We start from the raw sequence: 13,910 nt of genomic DNA on the forward strand, positions 1-13,910 counted from the left end.
AGTTTTTTTACGAAGATTACAATTGGAAGTTACAAGCCCAGATAATTGCTAGATGCGGACTTTCTATAGTGCACAGTAAAAGTAGCCAATAAGAGGAGGAAAACATTCGACAATTAATGACATCTGTACCTCTTTAAGCCACGAGGGGGACTTTATGGAGCTCCGTTGGCCTGCATCTGCTCCCTTTCCGCGGACGAACCGCCAAGCCTCCTCGGGAAATGCGCCCTGCGGGGTCTCGGCTGGTCCGTTTTTCCGCAGGAGTCTCGCTGATTACGGCCTAGATCTTTTTTTATTAAGAGATACTATAAAGCGCGAAAGAAGGCACAACGAGCGGACTTTATCTGCTCGTTGTGCCTTAACCTATTCTTATAAATAAACCATGCCGTTCTTCTACAAATAATATTTTATCAACGCTTGAGTACCTGAGCTATCTTCTCCCTGTTCAGCTAACTGTTCATAAAGTTCTTTTGCTAGGGAGAGGCCTGGGGTGTTAAGTCCCATCTCTTCGGCTGTCGTTAGCGCAATCTTCATGTCTTTGATAAAGTGTTTAATGAAAAAGCCGGGACTGTAATCTTCTTTAATCATTCTGGGGACAAGATTACTTAACGTCCAGCTCCCTGCAGCACCCGTTTCAATACTTTCGAGTACACGAGTTGGTTCAAGACCTGCTTGTTTTGCATAAGCCAATGCCTCGCTTGCACCAAGCATCGTCCCCGCAACTGCAATTTGGTTACACATTTTCGTATGCTGCCCGCTGCCAGCAGGCCCTTGAAGTACGATATTCCCTCCCATTACAGAAAAGATAGGCATTACCTTTTCAAATGTGGACATGTCTCCACCTACCATAATCGCAAGTCTCGCTTCTCTTGCACCAATGTCCCCACCTGACACTGGAGCATCGAGCACGGAGACCCCCTTTTTCTTGCATTCTTCATAAAGCGTCTTTGCCAATGAAGGTGTGGAGGTGGTCATATCGATGCAATACGTCCCGCTTCTAACGTTTTCAACAATTCCCTCATTGCCTAGATACACTTCCTCAACATCTTGTGGATAGCCAACCATCGTTATGATGACATCACTTTTTGACGCTAACTCCGCCACTGAATCAGACAAATGAGCGCCTTTGTTAACAAGAGTCTCTGCCTTAGCTTTTGTGCGATTGTATACGTTTACCTTGTAACCATGTTCAACAAGGTTACTTGCCATACTTTTTCCCATCACACCGATTCCGATAAAACCAATGATTGGTAACGTTTCTTTGTTCATGCTGGATCGCTCCCTTAATTTCTTTTAATGATTATCCCCTTTGCTCAGAATTATGAAGGCATCAGCCATGTTTACTATTTCACTTTTATATATGGCTCTTTTCGTATGTATTGTTGCTTTTAATCTTCGCAGCTGAAATAAACTGCGACATCACCTACCGCTTCGGAAATACACTACGCTTTCCGCGAAAAGCGACTGTCCGGAGCGGAAATCAATCTACTTCTATGTCGCAGTTTATATATTTTGTGTCAAGAACAACAATCTTTTAGAAAACAGCCTTACTTATAAAGGCCCGAAGACACCACGACACTTCTGCGGAAGTATAATATGCTTCGAATATGAATGATTTCTGAGCTAATGACATACTCATATTTCTTTTTTACACCATTCAAACGGAAAGTTATAAAGAAACTCCACTACCTAGTATAGGTGGAGCTTCTCATTTGCGGATTTATACGAATTCATCAGGGTCTGCGCCAAAACGGTGATTTTGATTCATGCTATTCAACTTCTCAACATCTTCACGTTCCAGTTGAAAGTCAAAAATCTCTGCATTCGCTTGAATTCTTGACGGTGTCACCGATTTTGGTATTGTCACTACTTCGTTCTCCAAGTCCCAACGCAAAATAATTTGTGCTGGTGTTTTTCCGTATTTTTCAGACATAGCAGTAAGTCGTTTGTCTTCAAAAATACGTCCTCGAGTTAATGGACTCCAAGCCTCAAGCTGAATGCCTTTTTCTTTGCAATAGTTGTGCAGCTCGGGTTGTGTCAAAAGAGGATGGTATTCGACTTGGTTTACGACTGGAACAACCTTTGCTTCTTTCAATAATGCTTCTAAATGGTGAACTTTGAAGTTACTCACACCAATTGCCCGAACTTTACCGTCTTTATAAAGCTTTTCCAACGCTTTCCACGTGTCGAGAAATTTGCCAGTTACAGGCCAGTGAACCAAATATAAATCGACGACTTCCACACCTAGCTTTTGACGGCTTTCTTCAAAGGCCTTGAGAGTTTCTTCATACCCTTGTTGGTCATTCCACACTTTTGTCGTAATGAACAAGTCTTCTCGAGGTACATCGATTTCATGAATGGCTTGTCCTACCCCTTCTTCATTTTTATAAACTGAAGCGGTATCAATACTACGATACCCTACCCTCACAGCTTCCTTGATCGCTTCTGCAACTTCATTTCCGTCCTCTGCTTTATATACGCCCAGTCCAAGCCAAGGCATTTTAACACCGTTGTTTAATGTCGTTGTTTCAGTAATCGATTTCATCGTTTTATCCCCCTTTTATAGTCGGTACTCGTAGAAATCTCTTAATCTAGCTCAACCGGAATAGCCCAATCTATTTCTTCACAACCGATCTCCTTTAAACATGCATTTGCCTTAGAAAAAGGGCGACTTCCAAAAAAGCCCCGGTTAGCTGAAAAAGGACTTGGGTGAGGCGATTGAATAATAAAATGATTGTCATTTGTAATCAGTTCTTTTTTCGCTTGGGCATGGCGCCCCCACATTATAAAAACAACAGGATTATCTCGCTCATTTAATTTTTTAATCACTCGATCCGTAAACTGCTCCCATCCTTTACCTTTGTGAGAGTTCGCTTCATGCGCACGAACAGTCAGTACTGAATTCAAAAGAAGGACACCTTCCTCCGCCCACTTTTTTAAATAACCATGCTTTGGAATCGCACAACCTAGATCGGAATGCAGCTCTTTATAAATGTTTCGTAAAGATGGTGGGATTGTAACACCTGGTTTTACAGAAAAGCTGAAACCGTGGGCTTGATTCGGTCCATGGTAAGGGTCTTGCCCTAATATGACCACTTTCGTTTTTTCATAAGAAGTCGTTTGGAGAGCAGTGAAAATATCTTGCCTATTAGGATAAACTTTCTCACTCTCATATTCCCTTGCAAGAAACTCTCGTAATGTAAGATAGTACGGCTGAACAAATTCGTTTTTCAAGTGGTCTTGCCAGTCGTTTGATAAATTCACCATTTCCTCACCTGCTTTAAATAAGGGTTCAAAAGGAGGACAATCAAAGCGCAGCGGATTACTTGTCCATCCTTTGTTAACAAGTTAATGGAAACAGTTTAACATAGAAAAACCAGCGTTAGCCCGCATATCGTTTCAAGGGTTTGAGTCAGTATTTATGGGAGGAAATATAACCAGGTGGTGTCGTGGCCTGTAGTCATACGTATAGGAACTGTTCGAACGCCTCCCAAAGGCTGTTTTTCTTTATGAATGAAGTGTCGTTTTTCTTTAAAGCTGTGCGCTTTTCCGTTGACTTCCCACTGATGGACCGCTGCGATTTTCACTTCTCTTCCTCGACGATTCTTTTCCTGGCTCTTGGTATAAAGCTCGCCGACCTCCATGAAGAGGACTCTCTAATCGTTTCTTGTCACGCTCTTGCATTAGTCGATCATCAATCACAGAAAGCGTTTCGGTCATCACCTGAGCGTAGGTTTTCTGTAGGGTACTGTGACATCTTTCATGTTGAGGATCTTTTTTTCATTCATTTTGCACTCCTACCGCGCTTCCGCTTGTTCCCCCTGCATTTCCTTTCTCAGCACCCATTCATCCTGGATGTAAATTCCGTTATCAGCACGCAGTGGAATGTCCGGTTTTATCTGTCTTGCCTCATTTACCGCATGTCGTCTAATATTGATTAGTTGGTACCCTCTTTTTTGATAAAAAGAGAGAGCGTGGACATTATCATTTGTCATGACGAGCCAAACTGTTTTAATACGGTTTGCATGAGCATCACTTTCTACCATTTCCATGAACCGGTTCCCTATTCCTTGTCTCTCGATGAGACTGTTCAAAGAAATGATCTCTCTTTCCTTTGTATTTTGGTCATCTTGAAACGTTACAGCACCTACAATACTTTCATCGCTGAGCGCTACAAATCCGTCTAGCTCATGGCAAATATAACTTCCATGAGAATAAACCATTTCTTCATCGCCCCAATGCGCCTTAAAGAAAGATTGGAGTTCGTGCCGATGTGCTTCTTCAATTCGTTCCATTTCAAACGTTATCATTTTATGCCTCATTCCTTTTCCTCTGCCGTTCAATATGCTTGAGACCTTCTTTTTTGCTCAAATTCGAAAGCGACTCATCGAAAATAAATCTTTCCACTCGGTCAGACTCGGTTTTTGAGTATTCACGAAGTGCCCAGCCTATCGCTTTACGAATAAAAAATTCCTTGTCTTCGGCATTTTCTTTAATATAGCGAAACAACCTTTCCTCATCTGTTTTTTCCTTGTATTTCAATTGAAACAAGATGGCACTCCGCCTCAACCACATATTTGAATGGGTTGACCATTCACTTGCGCGCTCAATCTGTGCAGGAAACCGGAGAAAATAGCTGCCTACGACATGCGGCGCTAAGCTATCAACCGAATCCCACCATGACTTGGAGACAATTAACCGTTCGAAAAAAGCCAAGTCCTCCGGCAGGTAAACCTTATGTAGCCGCGCCAATATCTCAATCACAGTATATTGAAACTCACGTTCAGGCAAATCCCAAATCGTTTGAAGTTCGTCAGCTGGAACTCTTTGTGCTGTATCTAATTTTGTTTCTTTTAAAAACGTCTTCGTTAACATTTTTCTTTCAGGTGACTTGATTCCTAAAAAAAGAAAGTTATTTTTCATATATTGTTCCATAGGAGCAGCATGTTCAGGGTTTGCATGTTCACGGAATAACCGTTTTAGTTGAATAACACGGTCACTTGACACATTCGAACATCCTTTCTTTTGTTTGTGCGGGGTTATCGGACTTTCAACAACCTCTACTAAGTAATATTCTCCATTGTTTTCCTTTTCCCTGTTCTTGATTTTAAATGAACGTTCATCATTAAAGCTACTAACTTAAAAAAGGGCGATAGAGCATTGTTAAATAACTGCTTGATTTTCATGACAATGTCATTAGCTAAAACAACCTAAATCATTGACACCTTCATTCTTTATGACTATATTTAAAGAAAATAAGGACATTAGTATCAGTAAAAAAGGAGGGGTTTTACATGGGGAGATTATTGATTACTGACGATGCGGCTTTTATGAGGATGTCGCTAAAGCAAATCGTGACGAATGCCGGGTACGAAGTCGTAGGTGAAGCGGAAAATGGTAAAGAAGCAGTCGAACTCTATGAAGAAATGAAGCCTGACTTAGTTACGATGGATATTACGATGCCTGAAATGAATGGGATTGAGGCACTAAAAGAAATTAAAGAAAAACACCCGAACGCACGAGTGCTCATGTGTTCAGCAATGGGGCAACAAGCAATGGTTGTCGATGCGATCAAGCACGGGGCAATTGATTTTATTGTTAAGCCCTTCGATGAAGTTCGAATTCGTGAAGCCCTCGGCAAAGCGATGGCTCGATAACATTACGTACATAAGAAAGCACAGGACGCACGCGTACCCGACGAAATGCAGTGCTGTCGATAAAAAGTGCTTTCTACTTTTAAATCGGCAAGGTTAATTGACACAAGCCAATGGCGCCTACACCTGGAGCTAGATTTGAAACAGAGATTGTTACTTTCTGATCTTTTAAGAAAACCCGCATGGACTTTTCAGCAGACCATGCGGGTTCCTGATTAAAGACCAAGAGTCCATTTCTTAAGAGAAAAAGACGTCGGTTCAGATGAGCTAAACTGGATGTTTTTCTCATGCGGACCTGGAAAGTAACGCGCGGTAAACACTTCTTCTCCACCGTTTACAAACAGCTCGGCTGATGATGTATCGAGGAAAATCCGCAACGAGCGCAGCTCTTCTAAATGACATTGTCTTCTCTCTGTTAGACGGTTTGCAAAACTCTTACGCTCAAATGTCATTACGCGTGCCTCACGATCATAAATGAGACGCGCCTCTCTACGAAATTCAATCTCAAAATAAGCAGGAAGGTTGGTGAAATCACGAATTTCAATTTCTAACGTGTCTCCACTAACCCCTTCAAACGTCACTCCTTGGTGTTCCACTGTAGCCTTTTCAACAGAAACCTCCCCACTACGTAACGCTTCCAGGTCATCAACTGGTACTTGAATTAAGCGACATCCCTTTCGCTTTAACTCACGAGGAAGGGTTAAGCAATGAATCCAACCGTTCTCAATCGTTGGATGAAGATCTTCCTGCTGTTCAGGAACCCCCATCCATCCGATCATTATTCTTCTACCCTTCTCATCCACTGTCGTTTGTGGAGCGTAAAATTCAAAGCCGCGGTCTAGTTCATCAAAAGCCCCGTGATGAAACTTCGGAGCCGCTAAGTCTAATTCACCAATAAAATACCCAGCTTGGTATGTGTTATGGTAGTGCATCCCTTCTGGTTGAAGGCCTTGTGGAGAAACAATCAGCACTTTTTTATCTTCTAGTGAAAAGAGGTCTGGACATTCCCACATATAGCCGAAATCATGAAGCGGAGGTACTCCAGAACCTGCAACCGGCCCTAAAAAACTCCAACTTTTACCGTCTTCTGAGCGATAAAGCAGTGCATGTCCTTTAAGGTCCTTCGTCTGAGCCCCAATGACCATATACCACTCACCCTGCTCTTTCCACACTTTCGGGTCCCGGAAGTGTGCCGTATAGCCTTCTGGGAGTTCGGCAATAACAGGTCCCTTTTTTTCAAAATGAATTCCGTCCACTGACTGTGCTACACATTGATAGGATTCACGATTTCCCTCCTCATCTTTTACATTCCCTGTGTAAAAGAGGGTGAGTTTTCCATCTAAGTCGACAGCACTGCCTGAATAACAGCCGTTTTTTTCATACCACTCACTTGGGGAAAGGGCAATCTTTTCGTGCTTCCAATTCACTAAATCTTTAGAAGTGTAGTGACCCCAGAATTTTGCACCATGACCGGTGTCGAACGGGTTCCATTGATAGAACATATGGTAAGTGCCTCGCCATTGAATCCAGCCGTTCGGATCATTGATGAGCCCTACCGGAGCCATCAAATGATACGTCAAACGGTGAGGATCACTTTCAACCTTACTTTCACACTCTTTCACTTTATCTTCTGCTTGTTGAATCAGCTTTTTTTCATTGTCTGTCATTGTCATAGAGATACCCCCTCACTTTACACTTGTTCATTTAAAATCATCTTCACTTGATCGAGAGTTGGTAAAGCCGTCATCGCCCCTTTGGTCGCTGCTGCCAAACCACCCGAAACACTTGCAAAGCGTGCCATTTCAGCTGCTTCTGCAACAGTGAGGTCATCCACACTTTTGTCGTAATGGTGAAGCTGATATAGCATACCGGATACAAAAGCATCCCCCGCCCCTGTCGTATCCACCGCATTCACTTTCATTGCAGGAACATGCGTTTTCTCATTATTAACAAAAATATAGCTACCTTCAGCCCCAAGCGTTATCAATGTCACCGGAACCTGATAGTCACGAAGAGCTTTTACACCCGCGTCAATATCTTTTTTCCCCGTAATAAACTCAAGTTCTTCTTCAGAAATCTTCAACACATCTACTTGATCTAACATCGAAATAATTGTATCCCTCGCAGTTTGCTCATCCTTCCACAAACTGATCCTCAAATTCGGATCATAAGAAACAATAACTCCTTGTTCCTTTGCAAACGAAACAGCCTTTTTCGTCGCAGACCGAGCCGGCTCGCTAATCAGACTAATCGAACCAAAATGAAGCAAATTGTGTTCTTCAAAGATCGAGGTGTCAACTTCTTTTTCCGCTAAAAAACGATCAGCACTCGGGTCAATATAGAATTCAAAGCTTCTTTCCCCGCCTTCACCTAATGTAACGAATACAACGCCTGTGCGAACGTCTTTAGAGAAGGTTAACCCTTCAGTATTTACGCCGTATGATTGCAGTGTTTCTTCTAAAAATCGACCGAGAACATCATCACCCACTTTACCTAAGAAGGTAGAACGAGCTCCCAGACGCGCCAAACCCACGGCTACATTTGCCGGAGCACCACCTGGACTTTTTTGAAAGACCTCATTATGATCGTCTAATGGAATAAAATCAATCAAAGCCTCCCCTAAACTAACAATCCCTTTTTTCATCTATTTTTCCTCCTCTATTCATTCCCACTTTTATAGGTATACCCATTCTTTTTTACTACGAGCCAAAAGATAGTGAACTATGTAACATGTTGCCACAACTATCGTTTATCTGGCAACGACTACAGGTTATTTGACACGAGCCGATGGTGCCTGGAACTAGACACCGAAAAGAAAAATTTATACTTTTTTAACTTTGAACAAAAGAACAAGGTGCCCATGGAAAAATACTGAAAACCTTGGTAAACTAAATTAAAACCAATTATTTTTATCGGAATAATATTAAAGGAGAGGTGATCAAATGGATAAGGTATATATCATCCATGAAAACGAAGAATGGACAGCACCTTTAAAAGAAGCGTTGCATTCTCACAATGTTCCTTTTGAAGACTGGCATATGGGCGAAGGTATGATCGATTTACAAGAAGAGCCACCTCAAGGCATCTTTTACAATCGCATGAGCGCCTCTTCTCATACACGCGGGCACCGCTATGCACCAGAACTTACTCAAGCAGTACTCACCTGGCTCGAAAGTCACGGCCGTCGAGTATTAAACAATCGTACAGCACTCTCCCTTGAATTGAGCAAGGTGATGCAATATGAAGCATTAAAACGTTACGGCATCCAAACACCTGATACGATTGCTGCTTTAGGAAAAGAGCAGCTCATAAAGTCAGCCCACTCATTTCCCACTCCATTTATCACCAAGCATAACCGTGCGGGAAAAGGACTTGGTGTGATGCGTTTTGACGCAGTTGATGCCCTTGTGAGACATGTATCTGAACCGGAATTTTCCGAATCCATCGATGGTATCACTCTTCTTCAACAATTTGTTGAATCCCCTACTCAAACCATCACCCGCTGTGAATTTATCGGTGGAAAGTTCTTTTATGCTGTGCGTGTCGATACATCTGACGGCTTCGAACTTTGTCCTGCTGAAGCTTGTGAAATCGGAGACGGCTCTTGTCCGACAACAGGCACTGAGACCGAATCAGTCACAAGACCTAAATTTGAAATTATCGAGAACTTTCAAAGTCCACTAATAGAAAAATATGAAGCCTTTTTAGCAGGAAATGGGATCACCTTTGCCGGTATTGAGTTTATTGAAAATGCAGATGGGAAAACCTATACGTATGATGTCAACACGAATACGAACTATAATCCTCAAGCAGAAAAAACAGCTGGTATGTTTGGCATGCAAGAAGTTGCGCTCCATTTAAAAAACGAATTGGCCATGTTATCAGAGCCGGTTCGTAGATAAGAAAAAGTTCATTTCAACACCAATTCAGTTAGTATATGAAGTCAAAACGAGCGTTCGTCCAGACAAACGCTCGTTTTTTTAGTAACATAGAAGATAAGATATCCGACTGTTGCAGGAGGAATGTAAAACATGAAACCAATTGATCGCCAACAAGTCCAGCAAACAATCGACCAGCTTGCTGGAAAAGAATTATATATTCATTTGGAAACAACGAATGGGGCCTATGCCTCACATAAGAATCAAAGCTTTTTTTCTGCCGGAGCTTTTTTAAGAAATGCAAAGATACAATACGTACAAGGAAAATTGACCGGAGAAGGCCCTTTTCGATTAGGCCTTGAAATGGAGAGTGGCTGGGCCTACGCCGAAGGATTAACCGACTGGGAAATTGACGATTCGCACCAAGTCCTCCTTGCAGGCCACGACCATGACGGAAAGCTAGCCATCGCTTTTCAATTAAGTGAAAAACCATTCCGAAAATAAATGGTGCCTGACCCCCACTGCTGTACAGCATTAACGCAGTGGGGGTCAGGCACCAAAACAACTGAACATAAAAGGATGTGAAATAATGGAACGTCAAGTATTAGTTGTTTTTCCCCATCCCGATGACGAAGCTTTTGGAGTTGCCGGTACGATTTTGTCACATACACAAAACGGAACCCCGGTCACCTACGCTTGCCTCACACTTGGTGAAATGGGACGAAATATGGGGCGCCCTTTGATTGCCAACCGGGAAACGTTGCCCGAGATCCGTCTAAAGGAGCTTAATGAAGCATGCCGCCTTTTAGGCATTAAAGACCTTCGTCGCTTTGGCATGCGCGATAAAACAATCGAATTTACCGATGAAGCTTTACTTGTAAACCGAATGTCTGAGCTCATTGATGACGTGAATCCTTCGTTAATTATCACTTTTTACCCTGGATACGCTGTTCACCCTGATCACAATTCAACAGCAGCGGCTGTTATTCAAGCTGTTCAAAAGATGAAGCCGGAAGAGCGTCCCACTGTTCACGCGCTCGCTTTTTCTGAAGGGTGCGAAGAGGAGATCGGTGAACCCGATATCGTACATGATGTTAGTGCGTACGCTGACCAAAAAATCAAAGTTGTCGAAGCCCATGAATCACAAACGGCGGGTATTATCGAAATGATGAAGCAACGATTCCTTGAAAATGATGAAACGATGAAAGACCGAATAAACACCGAACGCTTTTGGACATACCCTGTTGATAATGGCTAGCTGTCTTCGTAAGAGTGACTTTCAACTCAAATGATGAGCTGAAGGCAATAACTCTGTTCTTTTTCATCATTTAGGTAGTTGAAAGGCTGTCAAGCTCCAAAATAGCAACTGTCTATCTTTTATAAATGTGCCAAGTGGCTAAAGGTAGCACCTGACACCTGAACCGATAAAGTGGTTCAGGTGTTTTTTATGCCAACAAAAGGTTAGAAAATGATAAGTAGGAATAGCTTTCAGCAAAACCAATGATTTGTCGTACCCCACTCCTCGACCTTCTAGGCACTGATTTTGAGCAATTAATTAATGGTTTGTCCCTTTCATGAACAATCTCATTTTTCGACACGGTAAATGCTCCCAAATAATGTTTGAGAGCATTTTAATAAACTAGGATCCCTTCTTCTCTAATTCATCTTGCTTATAAGGGACCGAAACATCTGTTGTTTTTTCTAGGGCATCGACAAACTTTTGCTTTGTGAGAATGAAAAAGGTGAAGTTTTGATACTGATTTGGAAATTTCGCAGTAAACTCCGCAGTCAAGCCATTCACATCTTTCCGAACAATTTCCTTGCCCTTAAGCACGGTACGTATTTTACCAAAGAGGGGGACAAACAAAAGGTAGTTATCAGTTAAAACGAGGTAACCCCTCTTATCCTTTTCCTGACGGTAAGCCTGAACGGTAGCTCTCGGTTCTTCATTCACCATAGCAAATGCTTTTTGCCGGATGATTTGCCGGAACCCAAAATCCAAGCCTACCGTTAAGAAAAATGCGATACTTACACTTGCAAGTGCGAATAGCAATGAAAATTGTATGAGATACGTAAAGCCAAACAAACCGAATAATAGCCAGCATAAAATATATCGAACATACTTATCTGTAAATGGTCCCACCATGAGAGAATCACCTCCTTTTTTAAAAAAAATATATAAGCAGACAGCTACCTCCACGCCGCCATCTCAAGGGAAAAGCATCCTTGAGAATTTAATAAAAGAACGCTATACGGTTTTCTGAAGTGGTGTAATTTAACACTATACCACAACTATTCATAATTTTCAAAATATTGCACAGGGCCAATATTGGTGTATTAGGTATAACTATGCAAATGAGCACGAGATATTCCTATGCCCTTCCCGGCCATAATCAAACATCTTGTAAAATTGTGCGGGGACAGTCCCCGCACAATTTTAATGCGTTAAAAAAACCAAGAGCAGATTATAATCTGCTCCTGGTTAGCGAAAGCGTAGGAGGTCCCCGTAGATAATGTTGTCGGAATAAAACACTTCCCATTCACCTCGTTCACGCATGGCATCACATGACTCTAACAAGGTGGGTTCTCCTGTTTCTTTTTCGTAGCACGTCTCTCCAACGTAAAGATAATCGTCTGTAACAATTGTACCGTTTCTCATTACAACGAAATCTTCCCTTTGCTCTGAAAAAAGATCGGTCCCGAACATGACGTGGGGCCACTCAGGAATTCCTAGCAAGTTTAGTAAAGTTGGTTTGACATCAACCTTTCCAGCTACTGTGTCCAACTCCTCACCTTCTTGACCCGGAATGTGGATGATGAGAGGTACACGAGCAAGCTGAGTATTTTCGAAAACGTCAATTTCTTTTCCTAAAAATTCCCCCATCGCCTCGTTATGACTCTCGGCGATGCCATAATGGTCGCCATAGAAGACAAAAATTGTCTCTTCATACAAGCCCGCTTCCTTCATATCTTCCATAAACAGTTTAATCGCTTCATCCGTATAACGAACCGTTGGAATGTAACGGTTTAAAATATCACTGGACGATGAGTAGGGATCAATATAATGATCTTCCTCATCCAATTCATATGGAAAGTGGTTAGTCAACGTTAACAACTTTGCGTAGAACGGTTCTGAAAAATCTTTAAGATATTCCATGGATTGCTCAAAAAACTCAATATCCTTCATTCCCCATCCTACAGTGTTGTCACCACCAATATCATAATAGCTTTGTGAAAAGTAATCATCATACCCCATATTTTCGTACATAATATCCCGGTTGTAGAAGGTTCTGTCATTAGCATGAAAAGCAGCTGTATAGTAGCCTTCATCCCGAAGTGTGTCAGGAAGACCCATATATTCGTTATCACTATGAGTGTGAAAAACTGCTCCTCTTCCCAACGGATACATGGATGTATTTACTAAAAACTCTGCATCAGACGTTTTTCCTTGTCCTGTCTGATCATAAAAGTTAGGAAAATAGTAGCTTTCCCCAATTAGCTCATTCAAATATGGCGTTATTTCTTCCCCGTTAATCGACTCGCCTATCACGAAACTTTCAATAGACTCCAAAGAAATCATAACCACATTTTTATCACTTGCTACACCCTGCATTTCAGGATTCGCTGGTGCTCGATGTTGAGCAAGATGATCATGAATGTCATCCCAATCATCCTCTTCAGAGAAAAGCGCCTGAGCCGCAGTTCGCGTATGAATAAACGCGTCGTACACATAAAAATTATAGAGACCGTACCGTTTAACCAGCCACTCCCGATCAAAGGAATGCGTCATTGTTTCTGGATTTTCCGGTCGATCAACCTGAGATAATCCGATAATGACAAGAGCAGAGACTAAAAATGCTAGAATAACTTTCTTATTTCTTTTGTATAAAACTTGAGTTACCGTGAGCCATTCTCGTTTTTTCCAAATGAGATAGGCAAAAAGAATAACATCGGCAAAAAACAATACATCATACCATCTAATAAGTTCAAAGACGCTCGTACTTAAATCTCCTGCATTCCCGCTCATTACAAGCATCGGTAGGGTAATAATGTCGGTGAATTCCCGGAAATAAACGGCATTGCTGTAAAGAGCAATAGAAAGAAGTAAGCTCACAGTAAGAATATACCACCGCTGGAAATGTGCTTTCATTAACAACCCGAAGGCAAACACAATGAACATGAACGAAAGAGGATTCAGAACGAAAATAATCGTTTGCAGAATGTTTTCCGTGGATACGTTAAAAACAAACTTGGAGACAATATACGTCTTTAACCACATCGTAAGGAGACAGATCATCATGAAGCGGTGGTTGTTGACGAACGTTCTCATGGATTCACACCTCTTTATTTGATACTTATATTTTAATGAACGTTCCATTTA

14 protein-coding genes are annotated in these 13,910 nt (G+C 41.9%); 4 read left to right on the plus strand and 10 right to left on the minus strand.

Going from position 1 to position 13,910, the window contains the following annotated elements; all coding sequences use genetic code 11:
• Positions 1-390: 390 nt before the first annotated feature.
• The 6 genes from CDZ94_RS13105 to CDZ94_RS13130 all read right to left on the minus strand — a co-directional run bounded on the left by CDZ94_RS13105 (position 391) and on the right by CDZ94_RS13130 (position 5,004).
• Positions 391-1,266 (minus strand): NAD(P)-dependent oxidoreductase, encoded by an 876-nt coding sequence (locus CDZ94_RS13105; protein WP_096437746.1) that lies wholly within the window; start codon positions 1,264-1,266, stop codon positions 391-393.
• Positions 1,267-1,717: 451 nt separating this feature from the next.
• Positions 1,718-2,542 (minus strand): aldo/keto reductase, encoded by an 825-nt coding sequence (locus tag CDZ94_RS13110; protein WP_096437748.1) that lies wholly within the window; start codon positions 2,540-2,542, stop codon positions 1,718-1,720.
• A gap of 41 nt (positions 2,543-2,583) precedes the next feature.
• Positions 2,584-3,264: a uracil-DNA glycosylase gene (locus CDZ94_RS13115; protein ID WP_096437750.1), complete on the minus strand. Its 681-nt coding sequence runs from the start codon at positions 3,262-3,264 to the stop codon at positions 2,584-2,586.
• Between the two features lie 152 nt (positions 3,265-3,416).
• Complete coding sequence (locus CDZ94_RS13120) at positions 3,417-3,641, minus strand: hypothetical protein (protein WP_096437752.1); 225 nt, start codon at positions 3,639-3,641, stop codon at positions 3,417-3,419.
• A 153-nt stretch (positions 3,642-3,794) separates the two neighbouring features.
• Positions 3,795-4,307 (minus strand): GNAT family N-acetyltransferase, encoded by a 513-nt coding sequence (locus CDZ94_RS13125; RefSeq protein WP_232735678.1) that lies wholly within the window; start codon positions 4,305-4,307, stop codon positions 3,795-3,797.
• A gap of 1 nt (position 4,308) precedes the next feature.
• Positions 4,309-5,004: a DNA alkylation repair protein gene (locus CDZ94_RS13130; RefSeq protein ID WP_232735677.1), complete on the minus strand. Its 696-nt coding sequence runs from the start codon at positions 5,002-5,004 to the stop codon at positions 4,309-4,311.
• A 287-nt stretch (positions 5,005-5,291) separates the two neighbouring features.
• Between CDZ94_RS13130 and CDZ94_RS13135 the strand changes: the two genes are divergently transcribed.
• On the plus strand, positions 5,292-5,654 hold the full coding sequence (locus tag CDZ94_RS13135; RefSeq protein ID WP_096437754.1) for a response regulator: 363 nt from the start codon (positions 5,292-5,294) through the stop codon (positions 5,652-5,654).
• A gap of 212 nt (positions 5,655-5,866) precedes the next feature.
• Here the strand turns inward: CDZ94_RS13135 and CDZ94_RS13140 are convergent, their stop codons facing one another.
• Both CDZ94_RS13140 and CDZ94_RS13145 read right to left on the minus strand, forming a co-directional pair.
• Complete coding sequence (locus CDZ94_RS13140; RefSeq protein ID WP_096440841.1) at positions 5,867-7,318, minus strand: glycoside hydrolase family 32 protein; 1,452 nt, start codon at positions 7,316-7,318, stop codon at positions 5,867-5,869.
• Between the two features lie 23 nt (positions 7,319-7,341).
• Positions 7,342-8,295, minus strand: a complete 954-nt coding sequence (locus tag CDZ94_RS13145) for an aminoimidazole riboside kinase (protein ID WP_096437756.1) — start codon at positions 8,293-8,295, stop codon at positions 7,342-7,344.
• Positions 8,296-8,593: 298 nt separating this feature from the next.
• Between CDZ94_RS13145 and CDZ94_RS13150 the strand changes: the two genes are divergently transcribed.
• From CDZ94_RS13150 to bshB2, 3 genes are all read left to right on the plus strand, one after another.
• Positions 8,594-9,553: an ATP-grasp domain-containing protein gene (locus tag CDZ94_RS13150; protein WP_096437758.1), complete on the plus strand. Its 960-nt coding sequence runs from the start codon at positions 8,594-8,596 to the stop codon at positions 9,551-9,553.
• Between the two features lie 129 nt (positions 9,554-9,682).
• Positions 9,683-10,033, plus strand: a complete 351-nt coding sequence (locus CDZ94_RS13155; protein ID WP_096437760.1) for a YojF family protein — start codon at positions 9,683-9,685, stop codon at positions 10,031-10,033.
• A gap of 85 nt (positions 10,034-10,118) precedes the next feature.
• Entirely contained in the window at positions 10,119-10,787 is a 669-nt protein-coding gene (gene bshB2 / locus CDZ94_RS13160; protein ID WP_096437762.1) for a bacillithiol biosynthesis deacetylase BshB2, read from the plus strand.
• Positions 10,788-11,168: 381 nt separating this feature from the next.
• On the opposite strand, the gene CDZ94_RS13165 is transcribed toward bshB2, so the two are convergent.
• On the minus strand, positions 11,169-11,675 hold the full coding sequence (locus CDZ94_RS13165; RefSeq protein WP_096437764.1) for a hypothetical protein: 507 nt from the start codon (positions 11,673-11,675) through the stop codon (positions 11,169-11,171).
• A 336-nt stretch (positions 11,676-12,011) separates the two neighbouring features.
• Positions 12,012-13,859, minus strand: a complete 1,848-nt coding sequence (locus tag CDZ94_RS13170) for an LTA synthase family protein (protein WP_096437766.1) — start codon at positions 13,857-13,859, stop codon at positions 12,012-12,014.
• Positions 13,860-13,910 lie beyond the last annotated feature (51 nt).

Source organism: Alteribacter populi (assembly GCF_002352765.1).
Taxonomy (GTDB): Bacteria; Bacillota; Bacilli; order Bacillales; family Salisediminibacteriaceae; genus Alteribacter; species Alteribacter populi.

Excerpts from the sequence above, each read along its gene's own strand:
- CDZ94_RS13140 (WP_096440841.1), bottom strand. The coding sequence starts at position 7,318 with ATGACAGACAATGAAAAAAAGCTGATTCAACAAGCAGAAGATAAAGTG.
- bshB2 (WP_096437762.1), top strand. The coding sequence starts at position 10,119 with ATGGAACGTCAAGTATTAGTTGTTTTTCCCCATCCCGATGACGAAGCT.
- CDZ94_RS13170 (WP_096437766.1), bottom strand. The coding sequence starts at position 13,859 with ATGAGAACGTTCGTCAACAACCACCGCTTCATGATGATCTGTCTCCTT.
- CDZ94_RS13165 (WP_096437764.1), bottom strand. The coding sequence starts at position 11,675 with ATGGTGGGACCATTTACAGATAAGTATGTTCGATATATTTTATGCTGG.
- CDZ94_RS13135 (WP_096437754.1), top strand. The coding sequence starts at position 5,292 with ATGGGGAGATTATTGATTACTGACGATGCGGCTTTTATGAGGATGTCG.
- CDZ94_RS13125 (WP_232735678.1), bottom strand. The coding sequence starts at position 4,307 with ATGATAACGTTTGAAATGGAACGAATTGAAGAAGCACATCGGCACGAA.
- CDZ94_RS13145 (WP_096437756.1), bottom strand. The coding sequence starts at position 8,295 with ATGAAAAAAGGGATTGTTAGTTTAGGGGAGGCTTTGATTGATTTTATT.
- CDZ94_RS13105 (WP_096437746.1), bottom strand. The coding sequence starts at position 1,266 with ATGAACAAAGAAACGTTACCAATCATTGGTTTTATCGGAATCGGTGTG.
- CDZ94_RS13110 (WP_096437748.1), bottom strand. The coding sequence starts at position 2,542 with ATGAAATCGATTACTGAAACAACGACATTAAACAACGGTGTTAAAATG.
- CDZ94_RS13115 (WP_096437750.1), bottom strand. The coding sequence starts at position 3,264 with ATGGTGAATTTATCAAACGACTGGCAAGACCACTTGAAAAACGAATTT.
- CDZ94_RS13150 (WP_096437758.1), top strand. The coding sequence starts at position 8,594 with ATGGATAAGGTATATATCATCCATGAAAACGAAGAATGGACAGCACCT.
- CDZ94_RS13155 (WP_096437760.1), top strand. The coding sequence starts at position 9,683 with ATGAAACCAATTGATCGCCAACAAGTCCAGCAAACAATCGACCAGCTT.
- CDZ94_RS13120 (WP_096437752.1), bottom strand. The coding sequence starts at position 3,641 with ATGGAGGTCGGCGAGCTTTATACCAAGAGCCAGGAAAAGAATCGTCGA.